16 protein-coding genes are annotated in these 19,068 nt (G+C 72.9%); 5 read left to right on the top strand and 11 right to left on the bottom strand.

Features of this window, described 5'->3' with window-relative positions:
* Nucleotides 1-10: 10 nt before the first annotated feature.
* Together AC3EVP_RS08290 and katG are read right to left on the bottom strand one after the other, a co-directional pair.
* Nucleotides 11-1,429, bottom strand: a complete 1,419-nt coding sequence (locus AC3EVP_RS08290; protein WP_435127669.1) for a hypothetical protein — start codon at nucleotides 1,427-1,429, stop codon at nucleotides 11-13.
* A 263-nt stretch (nucleotides 1,430-1,692) separates the two neighbouring features.
* Nucleotides 1,693-3,924, bottom strand: a complete 2,232-nt coding sequence (gene katG, locus AC3EVP_RS08285; RefSeq protein WP_335971375.1) for a catalase/peroxidase HPI — start codon at nucleotides 3,922-3,924, stop codon at nucleotides 1,693-1,695.
* 298 nt (nucleotides 3,925-4,222) lie between these two features.
* On the opposite strand from katG, the gene AC3EVP_RS08280 reads away from it, so the two are divergent.
* On the top strand, nucleotides 4,223-4,633 hold the full coding sequence (locus tag AC3EVP_RS08280) for a Fur family transcriptional regulator (RefSeq protein ID WP_335971376.1): 411 nt from the start codon (nucleotides 4,223-4,225) through the stop codon (nucleotides 4,631-4,633).
* 92 nt (nucleotides 4,634-4,725) lie between these two features.
* Here the strand turns inward: AC3EVP_RS08280 and AC3EVP_RS08275 are convergent, their stop codons facing one another.
* Entirely contained in the window at nucleotides 4,726-6,981 is a 2,256-nt protein-coding gene (locus tag AC3EVP_RS08275; RefSeq protein ID WP_435127666.1) for an alpha-L-rhamnosidase-related protein, read from the bottom strand.
* 320 nt (nucleotides 6,982-7,301) lie between these two features.
* Between AC3EVP_RS08275 and AC3EVP_RS08270 the strand changes: the two genes are divergently transcribed.
* Together AC3EVP_RS08270 and AC3EVP_RS08265 are read left to right on the top strand one after the other, a co-directional pair.
* Nucleotides 7,302-10,262 carry a hypothetical protein gene (locus AC3EVP_RS08270; RefSeq protein WP_435127664.1) on the top strand — a complete coding sequence of 987 codons (2,961 nt, stop codon included), beginning with the start codon at nucleotides 7,302-7,304 and terminating at the stop codon, nucleotides 10,260-10,262.
* Complete coding sequence (locus tag AC3EVP_RS08265) at nucleotides 10,259-10,801, top strand: hypothetical protein (RefSeq protein WP_435127662.1); 543 nt, start codon at nucleotides 10,259-10,261, stop codon at nucleotides 10,799-10,801. The genes AC3EVP_RS08270 and AC3EVP_RS08265 overlap by 4 nt, the downstream gene beginning before the upstream one ends.
* 38 nt (nucleotides 10,802-10,839) lie before the next feature.
* Here the strand turns inward: AC3EVP_RS08265 and AC3EVP_RS08260 are convergent, their stop codons facing one another.
* The 4 genes from AC3EVP_RS08260 to AC3EVP_RS08245 all read right to left on the bottom strand — a co-directional run bounded on the left by AC3EVP_RS08260 (nucleotide 10,840) and on the right by AC3EVP_RS08245 (nucleotide 13,789).
* Nucleotides 10,840-11,442, bottom strand: coding sequence for a nitroreductase family protein (locus AC3EVP_RS08260; RefSeq protein WP_435127660.1), 603 nt, complete (start codon nucleotides 11,440-11,442; stop codon nucleotides 10,840-10,842).
* A 44-nt stretch (nucleotides 11,443-11,486) separates the two neighbouring features.
* Complete coding sequence (locus tag AC3EVP_RS08255) at nucleotides 11,487-11,945, bottom strand: hypothetical protein (RefSeq protein WP_435127658.1); 459 nt, start codon at nucleotides 11,943-11,945, stop codon at nucleotides 11,487-11,489.
* A gap of 112 nt (nucleotides 11,946-12,057) precedes the next feature.
* Nucleotides 12,058-12,699: an HdeD family acid-resistance protein gene (locus AC3EVP_RS08250; RefSeq protein ID WP_435127656.1), complete on the bottom strand. Its 642-nt coding sequence runs from the start codon at nucleotides 12,697-12,699 to the stop codon at nucleotides 12,058-12,060.
* A 388-nt stretch (nucleotides 12,700-13,087) separates the two neighbouring features.
* A complete protein-coding gene (locus AC3EVP_RS08245) occupies nucleotides 13,088-13,789 on the bottom strand; it encodes a hypothetical protein (RefSeq protein WP_435127654.1) in 702 nt (233 codons plus the stop codon).
* Between the two features lie 165 nt (nucleotides 13,790-13,954).
* Here AC3EVP_RS08245 and AC3EVP_RS08240 point away from each other — a divergent pair, with 165 nt between their 5' ends.
* Nucleotides 13,955-14,230 (top strand): helix-turn-helix domain-containing protein, encoded by a 276-nt coding sequence (locus AC3EVP_RS08240; protein ID WP_335971391.1) that lies wholly within the window; start codon nucleotides 13,955-13,957, stop codon nucleotides 14,228-14,230.
* 129 nt (nucleotides 14,231-14,359) lie between these two features.
* On the opposite strand, the gene AC3EVP_RS08235 is transcribed toward AC3EVP_RS08240, so the two are convergent.
* The 4 genes from AC3EVP_RS08235 to AC3EVP_RS08220 form a co-directional block, all read right to left on the bottom strand.
* Nucleotides 14,360-14,908, bottom strand: a complete 549-nt coding sequence (locus tag AC3EVP_RS08235; protein ID WP_435127652.1) for a hypothetical protein — start codon at nucleotides 14,906-14,908, stop codon at nucleotides 14,360-14,362.
* A 52-nt stretch (nucleotides 14,909-14,960) separates the two neighbouring features.
* Complete coding sequence (locus AC3EVP_RS08230; RefSeq protein WP_335971395.1) at nucleotides 14,961-15,776, bottom strand: ABC transporter permease; 816 nt, start codon at nucleotides 15,774-15,776, stop codon at nucleotides 14,961-14,963.
* On the bottom strand, nucleotides 15,773-16,813 hold the full coding sequence (locus AC3EVP_RS08225) for an ATP-binding cassette domain-containing protein (RefSeq protein ID WP_435127650.1): 1,041 nt from the start codon (nucleotides 16,811-16,813) through the stop codon (nucleotides 15,773-15,775). Before AC3EVP_RS08225 ends, AC3EVP_RS08230 begins: the two co-directional genes overlap by 4 nt.
* A gap of 128 nt (nucleotides 16,814-16,941) precedes the next feature.
* On the bottom strand, nucleotides 16,942-17,559 hold the full coding sequence (locus tag AC3EVP_RS08220; RefSeq protein WP_435127648.1) for a superoxide dismutase: 618 nt from the start codon (nucleotides 17,557-17,559) through the stop codon (nucleotides 16,942-16,944).
* A gap of 381 nt (nucleotides 17,560-17,940) precedes the next feature.
* Here AC3EVP_RS08220 and AC3EVP_RS08215 point away from each other — a divergent pair, with 381 nt between their 5' ends.
* Complete coding sequence (locus AC3EVP_RS08215) at nucleotides 17,941-18,933, top strand: D-alanyl-D-alanine carboxypeptidase family protein (protein ID WP_335971399.1); 993 nt, start codon at nucleotides 17,941-17,943, stop codon at nucleotides 18,931-18,933.
* Nucleotides 18,934-19,068: the final 135 nt, after the last annotated feature.

Genomic DNA, 19,068 nt, shown 5'->3' with positions numbered 1-19,068 from the left:
ACGAACAGGCTCAGTTGCTTTCGACGCGGTACAACGCGGCTGCTCCCGGGGCCAGTTGGAGGGAGAGCACGGCGGCAGCGCCCGGCTCGGCGTACGTGCCGGTGGCGGGCGCGAAGACCGCGGCGGTACGGCCCGGGGCCAGCCGCACCTGGAGCGACGCGGGGGTGTCGGGGTCGCGGTTGACGACGAGGAGGTGACGGGTGCCGTCGTCGGCGGTGCCGGGGGCGGGCGCGAAGATGCCGAGCACGGCGGCGTCCCCGGTGACCGCGGCGACGACGTCGTCCGGCGTGAAGGCGGTGGTGCCGGGCGGCAGCGGCGTCTCGCCCGCGTGCTGCACCGACTGCGAGACCAGCGGCTTGAGTTCGCGCCCGACCGGCCGCAGCCAGCCGGTGTTGAGGGCGGTGGCGGCGTCGTAGAGCGGGGTGCGCTTGCCGTCGGTGGTGATCAGCGCTTGGGTGTAGCCCTCACCGCGGGCCGGGTCGGGGGTCCAGTACGTGAAGTACTGGATGCCCTTGCAGCCGTACGCGAGGCTGATGTTGACCTGCCAGGCCAACTGCGAGGCGGTGGGCACCCGGTGGTTGTTGTAGCCGGTGGACTGGATGTACGTCCACGCGGGCAGGCCCGACGTCAGCGACGCGGCCCGCACGATCGCCCACGTGTCGAAGTAGTCGGTGTCGATGCCGCCGGTGAGGATCGGGTAGCGGTCGAAGGAGATCAGCGCGGGCTTCACCGTGTCGACGTAGGTCTGCACGAAGTCCGCGTACGACGCGCCGTTGCCGCGGTTGATGTTGGCGTACGGCAGCAGGCCGGGCGCGGCGGAGCGTACGACGGCGGTGAGCGCGCCGACGTTGGGGAAGCGGACCCGCGAGGGCTCGTCGTAGACGCTGACGCCCGCGAGCGCGGGGTGGCTGGTGTAACTGCCCAGCGCGGTACGCACCCAGGAGGCGGCGTCGGCGGTGGTGATCGACGACGGCACCGTGCGGTCGTCGGTGACGGTCAGGTACTGGGCGAGCGCCTCGATCCGCGGGTCGTCCGCGACCAGCACCTTCAGCCCGACCTGGTCGGCAAGGCCGAGCGCGTACGCCGCGCTGCGCGCGTCGAACTGGTAGTTGCCGGTGATCAGGAAGGTGAAGCCGGCGTCGGCCATCTCCTGGTAGCGGGCGAGCGTCGTCTCGTACGGGTGCGGCGGCCAGAACAGGCCGATCGGGAAGTCCGGGCCGCCGGTCAGCGGCAGCTCCGCGCTCGCCGCGTCCAACGGGGCCGGCGCCGAGCCGCCTTCCGCCGGGCCGGCCGCCTCCGCCCGGGGCGCCGCCATCCCGCCCGCCGCGAGGACCCCGGCGCCCAGCCCGGCCGCCTGGAGCAGCGCCCGGCGGTTGACCCCGCGGGCCGAACCGTACGACCCGTACGAGGAGAGTCCCTGCTCCGGCATGCTCCACCCACTTCGCTCGCGGCCCGCGGCCGGCGACAGTCAGCCGCCCCGCCATCATGCAGACCGCGGCCCCCGATTCCCGCGAAGCCACGCCCCATTCGTCCTATATGGCGACAACCAGGGCGCGTACGGCGGGGCGCGCGGGGCAGCGGGGTGCGCGGGGGCGGAAACGCGCGGACCGCGCCGGGGCCGTGGCCCGGACGCGGTCCGCGTGTTCAGTGGTGCGGGTGCTCAGCTGCGCGAGTGCTCAGCCGGGCGGAGCCTCAGCGCAGGTCGAACCGGTCGAGGTCCATCACCTTGGTCCACGCCGCGACGAAGTCCGCGACGAACTTCCCCTTGGCGTCGTCGCTCGCGTACACCTCGGCCAGCGCCCGCAGCTCGGAGTTCGAGCCGAAGACGAGGTCGGCGCGGGTACCCGTCCACTTGACCTCGCCGGTGGCGTCGTCGCGGGCCTCGAAGGTGGTGGAGTCCTCGGACGTCGGCGTCCATGTGACGCCCAGGTCAAGCAGGTTGACGAAGAAGTCGTTCGTCAGGGTGCCCGGGGCGTCGGTGAACACACCGAGCTTCGAGCCGTCGTAGTTGGCGCCCAGCACCCGCAGGCCGCCGACGAGCACGGTGGTCTCGGGGGCGCTGAGGGTGAGCAGGTTGGCCCGGTCGATCAGCAGGTACTCCGCACCGAGCCGGTTGCCCTTGCCGACGTAGTTGCGGAAGCCGTCGGCGCCCGGCTCCAGCGCGGCGAACGACTCGGCGTCGGTGTGCTCGTCGGTCGCGTCGACGCGGCCGGCGGTGAACGGCACCTCGATGTCCTGCCCGCCGTCCTTGGCGGCCTTCTCGATCGCCGCGGCGCCGCCGAGCACGATCAGGTCGGCCAGCGACACCTTCTTGGCGCCGGCGGCGTTGAACTCCTGCTGCACGCCCTCGAGCGCGGTCAGCACGGCCGCGAGCTGGTCGGGGTTGTTGACCTCCCAGCCGCGCTGCGGCTCCAGGCGGACCCGGGCGCCGTTGGCGCCGCCGCGCTTGTCGCTGCCGCGGTAGGTCGAGGCCGACGCCCAGGCGGCGGAGACCAGCTGGGAGACGGTCAGGCCGGTGGCGAGGATCTTCGCCTTGAGCGCGGTGACGTCGGCGGCGTCGATCGCCTCGCCCTCCGCCTCGGGCAGCGGGTCCTGCCACAGCAGGGTCTCCGCGGGCACCTCGGGGCCGAGCAGCAGGGACTTCGGGCCCAGGTCGCGGTGGGTGAGCTTGTACCAGGCGCGGGCGAACGCGTCGGCGAACTCGGCCGGGTTCTCGTGGAAGCGGCGGGAGATCGGCTCGTAGATCGGGTCGAAGCGCAGCGCCAGGTCGGTGGTGAGCATGCCGGGCGCGATCTTCTTGGTGGCGTCGTGGGCGTGCGGCACGGTGCCCTGCCCGGCGCCGTCCTTCGGCTTCCACTGGTTGGCGCCGGCCGGGCTCTTGTCGAGCTCCCACTCGTAGCCGAAGAGGATGTCGAAGAAGCTGTTGTCCCACTTGGTGGGGGTGTCGGTCCAGGTCACCTCGAGGCCGGAGGTGATCGCGTCCGCGCCCTTGCCGGTGGCGTAGCTGTTCTTCCAGCCCAGGCCCTGCGCCTCGATCGGCGCGCCCTCGGGGTCGTCGCCGACGGCGTCGGCCGGGCCGGCGCCGTGGGTCTTGCCGAAGGTGTGGCCGCCGGCGATCAGGGCGACGGTCTCCTCGTCGTTCATCGCCATCCGGCGGAACGTCTCACGGATGTCGCGGGCCGCGGCGATCGGGTCCGGGTTGCCGTTGGGGCCCTCGGGGTTGACGTAGATCAGGCCCATCTGGACCGCGCCGAGCGGGCTTTCCAGCTCGCGGTCGCCGGTGTAGCGCTGGTCGTCGAGCCAGGTGGTCTCCGGGCCCCAGTAAACGTCCTCCTCCGGCTCCCACACGTCCTCGCGGCCGCCGGCGAACCCGAAGGTCGTGAAGCCCATGGACTCCAGGGCGACGTTGCCGGTGAGGATCAGCAGGTCGGCCCAGGACAGGCTCTGGCCGTACTTCTTCTTCACCGGCCACAGCAGGCGGCGGGCCTTGTCCAGGTTGCCGTTGTCCGGCCAGCTGTTCAGCGGGGCGAAGCGCTGCTGACCGGCGCCGGCGCCGCCGCGGCCGTCGCTGATCCGGTAGGTGCCCGCGCTGTGCCAGGCCATCCGGATCATGAGCGGGCCGTAGTTGCCGAAGTCGGCCGGCCACCAGTCCTGCGAGGTGGTGAGGACCTCGGCGATGTCCTGCTTGACCGCCGCGAGGTCGAGGGTGTTGAACGCCGCCGCGTAGTCGAAGTCCTCGCCGAGCGGGTTGGCCACCGCGGGGTTCTTGGCGAGGATCTTCAGGTTCAGCCGGTCCGGCCACCAGCCGCGGTTCCCGCCGCCCTGGGTCGGGTGCGGGGCGCGCTCGTGGGCGACCGGGCAGCCGCCCGTACCCTCCGTCTTCGCGTCCACGACGATCGCGTCGTTGTTGGGGTTGTCAGACATGGAAATCCTTCCGGACCAGGCGGATCACGGTGCTCGGGCACTGCGGACGGCTACCGGCGGCAGCAGGGTGGAGGGAAGTGCCGTGCCGGGTCCGACGTCCGGGTGTCGCGCGCCTGTTCCCCGCCACGCCGGCCTCTTCCGCCGCACGAGGCTCTCCCCGGCCCTTGGCTGTCGCCGGAACCGATCCTACGATGGACGCTGTCCAAGTCAAGAAGCCGGCCAAACGCATATCCGGTCAAGTTTCGGACCCGCCCTGGTAAATTGCGGGCAGCCCGCGAACCCGAAGAGGTGAACCGACATGAGCGACCTGGTGGAACGGCTGCGGGGCCGCGGCTGGCGGATGACCTCGCAGCGGCGCGTCGTGGCCCAGGTACTCGACGGCGAGCACGTGCACCTCACGGCCGACGAGGTGCACGCGCGCGCCATCGAGCGGCTGCCCGAGATCTCCCGGGCGACCGTCTACAACACCCTCGGCGAGCTGGTCTCCCTCGGCGAAGTGGTGGAAGTCACCACGGACGGCCGCGCCAAGCGGTACGACCCGAACGCCCACCGCCCGCACCAGCACCTGGTCTGTGCCCGCTGCGGCACGGTCCGTGACGTGCACCCCACCGGCGACCCGCTCGCCGCCCTCCCCGAGCAGGAGCGCTTCGGCTTCACCGTCTCCGCCGCCGAGGTCACCTACCGCGGGCTCTGCCCCGACTGCGCCTGACGCCTGACCGGCGCGGGCCGGCCGACCGCGCAGAAGCGGCCGGCCGGCAAAGAGGCGGCTGGTCCGGGCCGGGTGTCACCTGCCCTGCGGCGTCACAGCAGGTGCGAGGTCAGGGTGTGGTGCCCCGGGCCGACCCCCGAGACGCGGACGCCGGTGGCGTCGGCGGTGACCTGGGCGCCGCCCACCGCGCGGGTGCCGTTCCAGACCGTACGGCCGTCGAGCGCGACGCTGACCCGGTGGCCGCCGGTGGGCACGGCCAGTACGCCGCGGGTGCCGCGCGGGGCGGTCGCGGTGAGGGTGAAGCCGCCGGCGGTGGAGCGCCAGGACGCGGTGATCGCGCCGTGCGGGGTGGGGACGCTGCCCTGTGCCCAGGTCAGGCCGCCGGGGGCCGGCGCGATCGTGTAGCCGGCGAAGCCCGCGGCGGTCGGCCGGACGCCGAGCACCTGGGTGGTCAGTGAGATCGTCGGCCCGGCGGCCCAGCCGTGGGCGAGGCTGGTGAACTGCGCGATGCCCGGGTCGCCGTCGGGGTTCGCCTTCTCCCACAGGGTGCTGCCGGGGTCCTCGGCGAGTTGGTGGCCCCAGAAGGTGCGGATCAGCTGGAGCGCCTGCTGCTGCTCGGTGCCGGTCGGGTCGGCCGCGGCGAGCCGGGCGCTGACCTCGAACCCGCTGGGCAGCGGCTCGTAGAAGGGCTGGATGGAGGGGTTCGGGGTGCTGGGGGAGACGGTCAGGGAGCCGTAGGCGCTCCAGTTGGCGGCGCGCAGGTAGGCCAGCGCCTGCGCGGAGCGGGTGTCGTCGGCGACGCCGGTGAGCACGGCGGCGGCGTTGGCGTCCTGCGGGTAGGCGGTCGGGATCTCGGTGGACAGCCGGTAGGCGCCCGTCGAGGCGTCCCACAGGCGGGAGTTGATCGCGTCCTTCACCTCGGTGGCGCGGGCGGCGTACGTCCGGGCGCCGCCGGTGTCGCCCCGGGCGCCGGCGAGTTCGGCCATCTCGTCGAGGTTCCGCTTGTACAGCGCGTTGACGTACGTCTCGTGGCCGCAGTCGCTGTAGCCGTAGTGGCCGCAGGAGTTGGCGGCGGCGAACGAGATCAGCCCGCTGCCGTCCTGCTGCCGCACCGACTCCAGCCAGGCCATCGCCCTGGTCAACTGCGGCCACCACCGCGCCAGGTAGGCCCGGTCGCCGGTGTAGAGCCAGTGCTCGTAGTGGTTGTACACGAACCAGGTGACGTACTCGCCGTAGCTGCGGATCTCGTCCTGGTTGTGCGGGCCGACCAGGCTCTCGGCGGGGACGTAGCCGTCGGAGAGCTGCTGGGAGGCGAGCGAGGACAGGGAGTTGTCGACGGCGGGCACGTCGTCGGTGCTCAGGTACGTGACCGGCGCCTGGATGGCGAGGTCGCCCTGCCAGACCACCCGGTCGCGCTTGGCGCCGTCGAAGATGACCTCCTGGTCCGGGTCGGCGCCGGGCACCTGCGTGTCGGAGTGGTCGGCCTCGCCGGTCTGGTAGGGCCAGCTCTTGGCGGTGTCGGACATCCAGGTGTCGAGCTGGACGGTGTACGCGCCGCTGTACCAGACCTTGTTCAGTTCGTTGTCGCTGGACAGGAACCAGCCCTGGTAGTCGGCCGGGTCCGCCTGCGCGGGCACGGCCGAGAAGTCCAGGGAGACCGCCCCGAGGTCGACCCAGCCGGGGCCGTCGAGGAAGACGGTGGCGTAGCGGAAGCCGCCGCGCAGCTGGCTGTCGGTGAGGGTCGCCGGGAGCTTCGCCGGGTCGAGGGTGAAGGTGTGGCTGTCGGCGTCGTAGGTGTAGGGCTGGCCGGGGTAGCCGTTCCAGATGTTGGCCGTGTCGCAGCCGGGGGCGACGGTGTCCTCGCCGCTGTTGCTCTGCGTGGCGGAGGCCGCGTACTGCTGCGACTCGCTGAAGCAGACGTGCAGTCGAGGCGGGGTGCTGGACGCGCCGGCCACCCGTATCCGGATCTTGCCGCCGACGTCCTTGCCGAAGTCCAGGGTCACCAGCGGGGATCGGGTACGGTCCCCCGGACTGGTCAGCCGCAGCGGCGACTTGGCGCCGCCGAGCAGCGCCTTCGGGTCGCCCTGGACCGAGCCGCCGCGGGCGGCGACCGAGGTCACCGCGACCGGGTCGACGCTGTGGCCGCGCGGCGCGAGGACGTAGGGCTGCCAGTCCCCCGGACGGGGCTGGTAGCCGGTGTCGGTCCATGGGCTGTCCGCGGTGTGCGCGGTCTGTGCGGTGCCCGAAGTGGGCTGCGCAGCCGCCGAGTTCGCCGTCAGCATGCCGAGCAGCGTGATGCCCGCGGACAGTGCCGCCAGCGTTCCCCTGCCTGTCGACCGATGGATCATGACCCCTCTTCCCGTTGCAGGCGCGTGGCAGTGCCGCGGCGCCCGCTCGTACGGCCCCGCTGCCCACGACTCCGGACTGAGACGATTCAAATCACCGGCGCACGCTAGCCCCGGCGCCTCGTTCAATCAACAGTTCAACCAGGAATTGATCTGCGGCGACGCGACGCCCCACCCCGATCCGCCTGCCGCCAGGGCCGGTTGAAAGCTTCAATACGGGCCCGCCGCCGACTCCGGTGCCGCCCGCCGCCTTGCCGGGCGTTCGGCACCGGTGGGACGCTGGGCCGGGCGGTACCGGCCGACGACACGGGGGATACGACGTCGTGGTGGACATGCTTCGGTTACGCGTACACGGGCACCGGCCCAAGGCGGCGCGCCCGGTCGTTCCTTCGGTGCTGCGCGCCCTCACCGTCCTGCTGCTGCTCCTGTCGGCGACGGTCGCCGTGGCGCCGCGCGGCGTGGCCGACGGCGGGCAGCCGGCCGGCGGCACGAGACCGCCGGGCGCGGCGGACGGCACCGACCTGTCCAAGGCGGAGGACAACCCGCTGCTCAGCGCGCCGCTGCGGCCGGTGATGGAACTGCGCCTCAAGCTCTACGACGAACTCCCCCAGGGCGACAAGGACAAGGCGTTCGACCCGCTGCGCAACGGCGCCGTCGTCTTCCTCAACCCCCTGATGCTGACCGCCGAGCAGATCCAGAAGCTCGCGATGGAGACCGCCACCTTCAGCGTCACCAGCAAGAACGCCTGGCAGGCGTCGGTCGCGGAGGTCGAGCCGCTGAAGAAGTACCTGGACCCGGCCCTGGTAGCCCAGTTGGCGCAGGCGGGCAGCGGGCACCTCATGGCGCTGTCCGCGCTCAACAGCCCGAAGGGCCCGCACTCCGAGGTGGTGCTCCAACGGCAGCTCGCCAAGCTCGGCATCCCCTGGCAGGCCATCGCCCTGGGCGGTTCCGAGCGCCGCCAGTGCCCCACGTGCTCCCCGCTCTACCACCCGCAGACGCCGCTGGTGTACGGCCGGGCCTACGACCTGAGCGTCGCGGAGACCGCGCAGATGAACAAGGAGATCGACGCGGCCCGCAAGGCGGCGGCCGCCAAGGGGCCCAAGGCGCAGGACCGGGCCGAGAAGCGGGTCCGCGACCAGTACGAGATGTACCGCAGCGAGCGCAACGGCCGCGCCAAGCAGGACCTGGAACTCGACATCGAGGGCGCGCGGAAGGCGATGGAGAAGGAGGCCGAGCCGGCGCCCGAGCCGTTCACCACGCCGTCCTCGCCCTGTGCGGGAGCCGGGGGCAAGGCGGCGGGGAGCGCCGGGTCCCCTGCCGGGTCCGCTGCCAGGTCCCCTGCCGGTACCGCCGCCGTGCCGGCCGCGTACACCGTCCGCGCGGCCGGGCCCTGCGGCGACGAGGACGGCGACCCGTCCGCGGGGTCCGGGTCCGCCGCCGGGTCCGACACCGGTTCCGACGCCACGGGCCTGGGTTCGACCCTCACCTCGCCCGGCCAGGCCGACGGCGGCATCGACTTCTCCACGCTGCGGCTGAGCTACCTCGCCGACCCCGGCGACGGCAGCGGGTTGCAGTACTCCTTCAGCGCCGGCCTGGACCCGCTGGGCGGCGACAACCGCCAGTCCACGGGCGCCGCGGCGGCGACCGAGAGCTCCGACGCGTTCTTCGTCTGGCTGGAGCTGGACCCGTCCGCGTTCTGGGTGAACCTCAACCCCACCGAGCCGGACCGGATCGTGGACGCCAAGCTGGGCCGCACCGACGCCGGGCGGATCATGCTCCAGGCCGACCTGAGGATGAAGAAGAGCATCGGCGCCCTGATCCACCCCGACACCGCGCTGGGCAAGCAGTTCTGGGACGGGATGGCGGGCGACTGCATGTCGTACCGGACCTGGATCGTGCCCGGCACCGCCAAGGTGCACCAGGACGGCGACAAGCTCTACATCCTCGACGCCCCGCTGAACGTCGAGATGGAGACGCAGTACCTCAAGCTGCGCGGCACCTCCGCCGCCGCGTCCTGCCCCAAGCAGGACAAGGCCACGCAGACCCACAACGAGCAGCTCTTCCGCAGCCTGGTCCTGCCGAAGCTGAAGAAGGAGATCAACACCGCACCGGCGTACGCCGACCTGCGCCGCGTCTACCTCGCCCGGGTCGCCGCCGAGTGGTACCGCGAGCTGAGCAGCGAGCGCGAAACCTCCTACGGCAGCCTGGTGGACCGGGGCGACATCTCCCCCTGGACCACGGCGACCGGTTGGAAGCCCACCGACACCTTCCACGACTACGTGGACTCGTACACCAAGGGCGAGTTCCACGTCACGCACAAGACCACCGAGGGCGACACCGTCTACACCCGCACCTACGTCTACGGCGGGGTCGACCTGACGAAGGTGCCCTTCCAGCAGGTCGGCGGCGCCGGCTTCCGGTCGGACTACGCCCAACTGCCCACCAGCGTAGGGAAATCCCTCGACAAGCCCGCGGCGGACGCCGGTTCGCGGACGGTGTGGCTCGGCGCGGCCACCCCCCGGCAGGTCGCGGCGGGCACCACCGCGCAGAGCGGCAGCGGCACGGGGTGGGTGCGGCCGCTAATCCGGGCGCTGCCCGAACTGGTGCTGCTGGTCGTGGTGTTCGGGTACTGGCGGCGGCGCCGGGCGGCCGCGGCCGGGCCGTCCGCCGGGCGCGGCGGGGCACTGCGCGCAGCGGCGGCCCGTACGGTGCGCGGCGGACGGGCGCGGCGAGCGGCGCGGGCCGGCCGGGCAGGCCAGGCGGCTCGGACAGCCCAGACGGCTCAGGCCCCTCAGACCGCTCAGGCCCCTCAAGCGGCGACCCGGCCCACCGCTCCCGGGCGGAGTCGTCCGCCGGACCCGAAGCGGCCGGCGCCCACTCCTGCGGCCGGGCCGCCGCCCTCCCCCACTCTCCGCGCGCCGGCGCCCACCTGGGCCGAATCCCTGCCCGCCGCAGGGGAGTTCACCTCCGCGCACCTCGCCCGCGTCGTCGCCCACCTGGCCCGCCCCGAACTCGGCCGCTTCGCTCCCAACGACGCCATGGTCACCGCCGTCCGCACCGCCCTGGCCGCCGGCCGCGCCCTGGGCGAGGCCGAGGTCAACTTCCTGCGCCACCAACTCACCGAATCCCGGCTGATGGACGGCGGCGCGAGCCCGCAGGACGCCTACGAGCAGGCGCTGCGCACCCACCCGCCCGCCCGGAACTACAGCCCCGAGGTGATCGACAACCACCCCGGACTCTTCAACAACGCCTGGCGGCGCGCCTGGGGGATGGCACCGCGATGATCGTCAGCAGACTGGGCGGGCGGCGCGCCGCGATCCGCCCCGACGAGCCCTCGGCGGCGTACCCCGCGGCGCACACCGCGCGGCGCGAGCGGCCAGGACCCGGCGACGGGCGACGCGGCCGGCCCGCCCGCACCGTGGTGGAGCTGCGCCGCGCGTACGGCGGGGCCACGATGCGCGCGCTGCTCGGCGCCTCCTTCGCGCCGGGCGCCGCCGGGGGCTCCGCCGTGGTCGAGGTGCGGCACGGCACACCGCTGGAACTGAACGCGGCCTGCGGCTGCCGCAGCGAGCTGGGCGGCCCGCTCGCGGCGGGCCTGCCCTCCGACTTCGTGCCCGCCGTCCTCGGCGCGCTCGTCGCCCCGCCCGGCGAACGCCCCCTTCCGCCAGGGCTGTTGCGGGTGGACCGCGCCGCCTTCGACCCGCTCGGGTCCGGTACGGAGGCGTTCGCCCTCGCCGCGGCGCTGCTGCGCCAGGCGCTCGCCGCGCAGGTGCTGGGCGGCGATCCGGTCGCCGTCACCCGGGCCGCGTTGAACCGCTGGTAGCCCCCCGCTCCGGGCGGGGCTCGGGGCCGGGTCCAGCCTCAGGCATGGCGGCCCCAGCTGCCGCGATGGATCACCTCGGCCGGGTCCCGGCGGCGCTGCGCGGTGCGCGGGTTCTGCGCGGGCACGTCGTCGGCGCGGTAGCCGACCGTGATCCCGCCGATCGGGGCGTACTCCTCGGGCACCCCGAACTCCTCGCGGAACGGCTGGAGATGCTCGGGCATGATGCCGAAGAAGCAGGCGCCCAGGCCCTCGTCGACCGCGGTCAGCAGCATCAGCAGTGCGGCCATGCCGGTGTCGATGTACCAGTACGGGGCGGGCCAGCGCGCCTCCGCCCGGTCCTCCCAGCCCTTGTCCGGCTCGGCGTACCGCGCCAGGTAGGCCGCCTTGTGCGCGAGCGGCACCACGACCAGCGGGGCGTCCTGCATGGTCGGGGTCTGCTCCACCCGGGTCGGCACGAACGGCCAGAAGCGGGCCCGGTCGGCCGGGTCGGTCAGGGCGAGGAACGCCCAGCCCTGGGAGAACCCGGCCGACGGGGCGCGCAGCGCGGACGCGAGCACCCGCTCGACCACGTCGGGAGCCAGCGGGCGGTCGGAGTAGTGCCGGATCATCCGCCGCCGTCGAAGCACTTCGGAGAAGTCCATGGCGACAGATCCTGCCACTCCCCCGGCCCCGCGTCAGCGGTCCCTCACGGGTGGTAGATCTGCTCCATCGCGCCGACCTGGTGCCGAGCGTCGAGGCGGTAGAAGAAGTGGGCGTGGTCCAGGTCGTGGGTCACCAGCCAGCGCGGGGTGACCTTGTGCGGCGAGGTGGTGTCCTTGAGGACTTTCACCGACGCGGACGCGGGCACCACGAGCGTGCGCGCGGCGCCGGTCGCGGTGTAGTCGACGTCCTCGTCGTCGTGCTTGTTCACCCGGCACGTCTCCGGGGTGACCCGCACGGTCACCTTGCCGTGGTGGACGGTGGCGGAGCGCAGCTCGAAGAAGTGGTCGTAGCCGGACGGCTCCGCGCACGGCTGCCAGGTGACGGAGGAGGCGGCGGGCTGCGCGGCGGGCGCGCCCGTGGCGGCGTACGACGCCCCCGCGGTGCTGAGCAGCGCGGCGGCCGAGCCGAGGACGACGGCGGCGGACGCGAGACGGCGGTTCATGGCTTCCCCTGGTGATATTCCGGTCATTTGTGTCGACTGACACCGGGGAAGAGCATGATCCACGGCCTCGGGTTTCCCGCGCGCACGGCCTGTGACAGGACGGTGACCGCCGTCACCGGGCCGAGACGGAGCGGAGGCTCAGCGCGTGCACCACCTCGGAGATGCCGAGCACCAGCAGCCAGATACCGGAGACGACCGTGAGCGCGGCGAGCGAGCCGAACGGGGAGACGATCAGGACGATGCCCGCGATGAGGGTGATCGCGCCGAAGAAGATCTGCCACCCCCGGGCCGGCAGACCCTCCGTGGAGATCGCGACCGAGAGCATCATGATCCCGCGCAGCAGCCAGCCGAAGCCGATCCACAGGGCGAGCAGCAGCAGGGACTCGGCGGCGCCGCGGAAGCAGATCAGCCCGAGCAGCACGCACAGCGCGCCCGTGACGAAGTGCAGGGCCCGCATCGCGCCGGGCACGTGCGGCCCGAAGGCGCCGGCGAGCTGGAGCACACCGCTGGCCACCAGGTAGATGCCGAACAGGACGCCCACGACCAGGAGCGTCTCGCCGGGCCAGGCCAGGACGATGACGCCCAGCACGATCGCCGCGATCCCCGCGAAGAGCAGCACCTGCCAGGCGGCCCGGGCGAGCGCCGCCAGCGCCCCGCCGCCCGGCAGCACGCCCCCTGGCATCCCGCCGGGTGCGCCGCCTTCCGCAGGGCGTTCGGTGTGGCCTTCCGCATCGCCGCCGGAGAGATGGGTCATGGCACTCCGCCTTTCGCGCACGGCCCGTGACAAAACAGGCCAAAGCCCTTCTCACGGTCCCACGCCCGCCGCGACTTCGCAGTTCGAGCGCCCGCGCAGTGCCGACGGCCGGGTGCGCAGTGGGGCGCGGCTGGGCCGTGTCCGGCAGATGGCGTCGTCCCGCCCAAGGGCGGAGGCCGACGGGGTGTGGTGCTCCCCCGTGGCCTGCGGCGTGGGAGCCGCCCCGATCGCAAGGCGGGAGGGTGGGGCCCTCCCGGGCGAGGCTCTGGGGACAGAAGGCAGCGGGCCGCGCCGACGACCGACAACGCTGGGGGCGTCTCCCGCCGGAGGCAGGGGAGAGCGTGCGGGCCAGCCCCCGCCGGTCAGGCGGGATGTGGTCAGACCCGGCCTAGCGGTTGCGCGGGCTCCGGCTCTCCTTCTTGACGGTCTTCGCCGCCTTGGACCTGGCGGGCTTCGCCGACTTGGCCGACTTGGCCGACTTGGCCGACTTCGCCGGTTTCGCGGACCTGGCGGGCGGTACGGCGGAGTCGGGGTCCTGGTCGGAGTCCTGCGGCGCCTGCCACTGCGCGCTCTTGGTGAGGAGGCCGTCGACGCGGTCGCGCAGGTCGTCGCGCTCGTAGGCGTCGAGGCCGACCGGGGCCTGGCGCAGTAGCGGCTCCAGCAGGAGCCAACGCTCCTCCACCCGGGCCGGGTTGCCGGAGGCGCGGCGGGCGGCGTCGAGGTCGCGCCGCTCCTTCTCCTCCCTGGCGACCTCGGTCTGGATCAGCCGGAGGAGATCCGCGGCGTCGGCGCGGCCCGCGGCCGTCAGCTCCTCGGCGGTCACGCCGAGGGCGTAGGCGTACCGGGCGACTGCGCGGGCGTAGGGAGTGGCCTTGACCTTCTTCTTGCCCACCCATGCGAACCCGCCGACGACGCTGCGCCAGTACGTCTCGCTCAGCGGCCCGAGCTTGCTCGGGGGGTAGCCGAGCTTCTTGAGGATCGCCGCGCTGAGTGCGGTCTTGTGCGCGACGCTGTGCCCGGATTCGTCCTGCCGCTCCCGCGCCGCGATGAGCAACAGCCCCTCGGGGGGCGGCCGCAGGCCCTCAGTCATACCGCGAGCTTCGCACTACTACGCGCTCCGAGTCCAATTCCACGCATCGTGCGAGCCATGCAACCGTCCCCGGCCTGCGGGTCAGTGCCTTACTGCGCGCTTTTGGCGCGCAGTGCGCGCGTAGTTGCTTGATCGGCCGCCCTACTACGCGCTACTTTGTCCCCCATGACTTCCCGCCGCCGTTCCCGCCCGAGGCGGCTCTACCAGGAGCCCGAGGCGGTCACCTGGGCGCGGGAGAAGTCCGGCCTCACCAAACGCGCGCTCGCCGACCTCGTCGGTATCTCCGAGCAGTTGATGGGCGAGATCGAGTCGGGCTGGCGCAGCGCCACCCCGGTCAACCTCCAGAAGATCGCCACGGCGCTGAACTGCCCGGTCGTCGTCCTGGAACGAAAGCGCCTCTTCGAGGACCCGGACCCCTCCGACGACGCGGCGGTCGGGTAGGAAGGCCGGGCAGCGCAGCCGGGCAGCAAAACCCGCGCAGTGCCGCGCAGTCGCGGGGTGCGTGAGGAGTACGGACGTACGGGCGCAGCCGTACGCGTACAAGCGGGCGTACGGCTGCGCCCGCCGCTGTCAGCCCGTCGTCACCACGCGCGCGGACAGGTGGACCAGCCGGGCCACTCCGAACTGGAGCATCAGGGGCAACGTGTGCTGCGCGGTCACCCCGTGCACCCCGGTGAAGGTGACGGTCGGACCGGTGCCGCCGAACGTCACCGTGGTGCCATCCGGCAGGTAGATCCCCGCGTCCATCAGCGAACCGGGGTCCCCGGTCTTCCCGGTGGTGCGGCCGGCGATGGCACCGCGGCCCGCGTCCGGGGCGCCCACCATGTCGAGGTGCTCGGGTACCCCGCTGTCGTTGCGGACCGCCATCGTCAGGGTGCCGTTGCCCGCGCTGTCGAGGTGCGCGACGGCGTCGCTGATCGTGAGGTCGACGCCGTCCTCGTGCACGACCGCCCGCCCGGGTGTCTCCGCCGCCGTCGGGGACTGCGACGGCGCCGCGTGCGCGGAGCCGGAGTGGGAGCAGCCGGTGGCGAGCGCGACCAGGGCCGCCGCGCCCGCGACCGCCCGGGCGGCGCGCGGAATCCGGGAGGAGCGAAGTGCGGTACGGCGGTCACGGCTCATTCCGGCATCATGTCAAGCCGCCCGAGCCCGGCCGCACCCACCCCCGCCCCCGTCACACCGCCCTGCGGTAGAGCCACACGCCCAGCGGGGCGAACACCGCGACGATGCCCGCGTCCCACGCCAGGGCCTGCCACACGTCCGTGGCGGTCGGCCCGCCGAGCACCAGGGCCCGTACCGCCTCGGCGGTCCGTGAGACCGGCTGGTGCTGCGCGAACGCCTGGAGCCAGCCGGGCATCGTGTTGACGGGCACGAACGCCGCGGAGGCGAAGACCAGCGGCGCCAGCACCGGGAAGGCCGCGGCCTGGGCGGTCTCCGGGTCGCCGACGGCCATGCCGACCACCGCGAAGATCCAGGACATCGCAAAGCCGAACGCGAGGACCAGCAGGATGCCGCAGAGCAGGGCGGGCACCCCGGCATGGATGCGGAACCCGATGGCGAAGCCCACCGCCGTCATCAGCGCCACCACGAAGACGTTCCGCACCAGGTCCGCCATGGTCCGCCCGACCAGCACCGCCGACCGGGCCATCGGCAGCGACCTGAACCGCTCCATCAGCCCGGTCTGCATGTCGGTGGCCAGCCCGATCGCGGTGTTCATCGCGCCGAAGACGGCGGTCTGCACGAAGATCCCGGGGATCAGGAAGTCGACGTACGACACCCCGTGCAGCGCGGGCGCGACGACCCCGCCGAAGACGTAGCGGAACATCAGGACGAAGACCAGCGGCTGGATGGTGGAGAAGACCAGCAGCCGCGGCACCCGGCGCAGCCCGATCAGGTTCCGCCAGGCGACGGCCGCGCCGTCCCCGGCGGTCCGCAGCAGCCGGGACAGCGGCCGGGCCGGTGCCGCCGGTGCCAGCACGCCCCCGGTCACGACGCCTCCCGGGACGCCTCGCCGCCCCCGGACGCGCCGCCCGCGGACCCGCGACCGGACCCGCGCTCGGACCCGTCCCCGGGCCCGTCGTCGCCGGCCGGGCCGCTGCGGTGCCCGGTCAGCTGGAGGAACACGTCGTCGAGGCTGGACTCGCGCACCGCCACGCCCTCGGGCACCAGGCCCTGCTCGTCCAGCGCGCGCAGCACCCCGAGCAGCGGCCGCGAGCCGTCGTGCGAGACCAGCCGCAGCCGGTCGCCCTCGGTGCCGGGCGGCTCGGGCAGCCGCCCCCTGAGCGCGCCGGCCGCCTGCTCCGCCCGGCCGGGGCCGCCCATGTCGAGTTCGATGACGGTGTTGCCCAGCTCCGCCTTGAGCAGCGCGGGGGTCCCGTCGGCGATGGCCCGGCCGTGGTCGATGACCACGACCCGGTCGGCGAGCTGGTCGGCCTCCTCCAGGTACTGCGTGGTGAGCAGCACCGTGGTGCCGTCGGCCACGAGCCGGCGGATCATCTCCCACAGCGCGATCCGGCTCTGCGGGTCGAGCCCGGTGGTCGGCTCGTCGAGGAAGAGCACCGGCGGGTCGGGGACCAGCGCGGCGGCGACGTCCAGCCGGCGGCGCATCCCGCCGGAGTACGTGCGCGCGGGCCGGTCCGCGGCCGCCGTCAGGTCGAACCGCTCCAGCAGTTCGGCCGCGCGCTGCCGGGTCCGGGAGCGCCGTACGTGGGTGAGGCGGCCGATCAGCCGCAGGTTCTCCCGGCCGGTGAGGTTCTTGTCCACTGCCGCGTACTGCCCGGCCAGGCCGATCAGGTTCCGTACGGTGCCGGCCTCGCGGACGACGTCGTGGCCCAGCACCCGGGCGCTGCCGCCGGTGGGGCGCAGGATCGTGGTCAGGATGCGGATCGCGGTGCTCTTGCCCGCGCCGTTGGGGCCCAGCAGGCCGAAGACGGTGCCGGGCCGGACGTCGAAGTCGACCGAGTCCAGCGCCGTCACGGCGCCGAACCGCTTGCTGAGGCCGGAGACGCTGATGGCTGCCTGGTCCACACGACCACCTCGCTCGGCATGGCGGATCTGCCTCGCCCTCCATTCTCGCCCCGGGCGCGCGAGGCCGCAGAAGGGTGGCTGACCAGGGCGAACGGGGCCGGGCGGAGCCCTCCGCCCGGCCCGGGCGGTCACGCGGAAGCGGCGGCCGACGCGGCGGCGTACCGGCGCGAGACGTCCGTCCAGTTGACGAGGTCCCACAGCTTGGTGACGTAGTCGGGCCGCACGTTCCTGTACTGGAGGTAGTACGCGTGCTCCCAGGCGTCGAAGACCAGCAGCGGGGTGGTGCCCTGGCCGACGTTGCCGTGGTGGTCGTAGACCTGCTCGACGATCAGGCGCTTGCCGACCGGCTCCCAGGCGAGCACGCCCCAGCCCGAGCCCTGCACCGACGCGGTGGCGGTGGTCAGCTGCTTCCTGAACGCCTCGAAGCCGCCGAGGTGTTCGTCGATCGCGGTGGCCAACGCGCCGTCGGGGCGGTCGCCGCCGTCGGGGGAGAGGTTCTGCCAGAAGATCGAGTGCAGGACGTGGCCGGAGAGGTTGAACGCGAAGGTCTTCTCCAGCCCGACCAGGCCGGTCGGGGTGATCGCGTCCTTGTCGCGGGCCTCGGCGATCTGCTCCAGCGTGTCGTTGGCGCCCTTGACGTAGGCGGCGTGGTGCTTGGCGTGGTGCAGCTCCAGGATCTCGCCGGTGATCGCCGGCGCGAGCGCGGAGTAGTCGTACGGCAGGTCGGGAAGCGCGTAGGTGCCCATCAGGCACGGCCCCTTTCAGCGGGTGGGAACTGACGGCCGCGACCCACCCTAGACCTTTATTGCGAACTCCTTGCAACAACGACTGATGTGCATCAGCATGAGGGCGGGGCGGAACCGGCCCGACAGCCCCGGAAGTTCCTTCCGCGCTGATCGTCTTTCACCCGGCAACCCGCCGGCGCCGGTTCCGCCCCTTCCCGCCGTCCGCCCCTCTGCTCCGTCCCCTGCTCCGGCGGCTGCTCCGGCGGCTGGTTCGGCGCTTGCGGATCGGTAAGACGGATCGTCAGAAAATAATTGCGGCACGGGTGCACCGTTGGGCCGTGCCCAACGTCTCTCCGGTGAGCGGCACTTCCGCATGCCGCCCCACTGACCTATGGAGCAGTTGTGAGTACCGACACCAGCAGCATCCGCCGGGCCTCGGCGGCGGTGGTCACGGCCGCCGCCCTCGTCGCGGCGGGCGCGCTCGCCGCCCCGGCGGCGCAGGCGGCGGCCCCGCACGCGGCACCCGCCTCCGCGCGGTCCGCCCCGGCCACGGCCGCCAGAGTCACCGCCGCCAGAGCCACGGCTGCCAAGACCGCCGCGGCCACCACCCTCAAGGCGCCGTCGATCGCCGCCAAGGGCGGCTACGTCATGAACAACGGCACCGGCGCCACGCTCTACACCAAGGCCGCCGACACCCGCCGCTCCACCGGCTCGACCACCAAGATCATGACCGCCCGGGTGGTCCTGGCCACCAAGAACCTGAACCTGGACGCCAAGGTGACGGTGCAGAAGGCGTACAGCGACTACATCGTCGCCAAGGGCGCGTCGTCCGCGCACCTGATCGTCGGCGACAAGCTCACCGTCCGGCAGCTGCTCTACGGCCTGATGCTGCCGTCCGGCTGCGACGCCGCCTACGCGCTCGCCGACAAGTTCGGCACCGGCTCCACCCGCGCCGCCCGCGTCAAGTCCTTCATCGGCAAGATGAACTCCACCGCCAAGTCGCTCGGCCTGAAGAACACGCACTTCGACTCGTTCGACGGCATAGGCAACGGCAGCAACTACTCGACGCCGCGCGACCTCACCAAGCTCGCGAGCAACGCGATGAAGAACAGCACCTTCCGCGCGGTCGTGAAGACCAAGTCGACCAAGCAGAAGGTCACCACCAAGTCCGGCGGCTACCGCTACATGTCGTGGACGAACACCAACACCCTGCTGGGCACCTACTCCGGCACCATCGGCGTGAAGACCGGCTCGGGCCCCGAGGCCGGCTACTGCCTGGTCTTCGCCGCCACCCGCGGCAAGAAGACCGTGATCGGCACGGTGCTCGCCTCCACCTCGGTGAACGCACGCACCTCCGACGCCAAGAAGCTCATGGACTACGCCTTCAAGAAGTGACCTGAGCTGACACCCCGTCAGTTCGCGGGGGTGTCCCCCGGCGGGCGGAGCCTGTCGGGGGACGGACCCCGTCGTGTACGTTGGCCGCTGGTGTGCCGGGAAGTCTGGTCGGCGAGGACAGGAGAACTCTCTTCG

It is taken from the genome of Actinacidiphila sp. bgisy144 (assembly GCF_057708105.1).
This window is presented reverse-complemented; position numbering and strand designations above follow the sequence as displayed.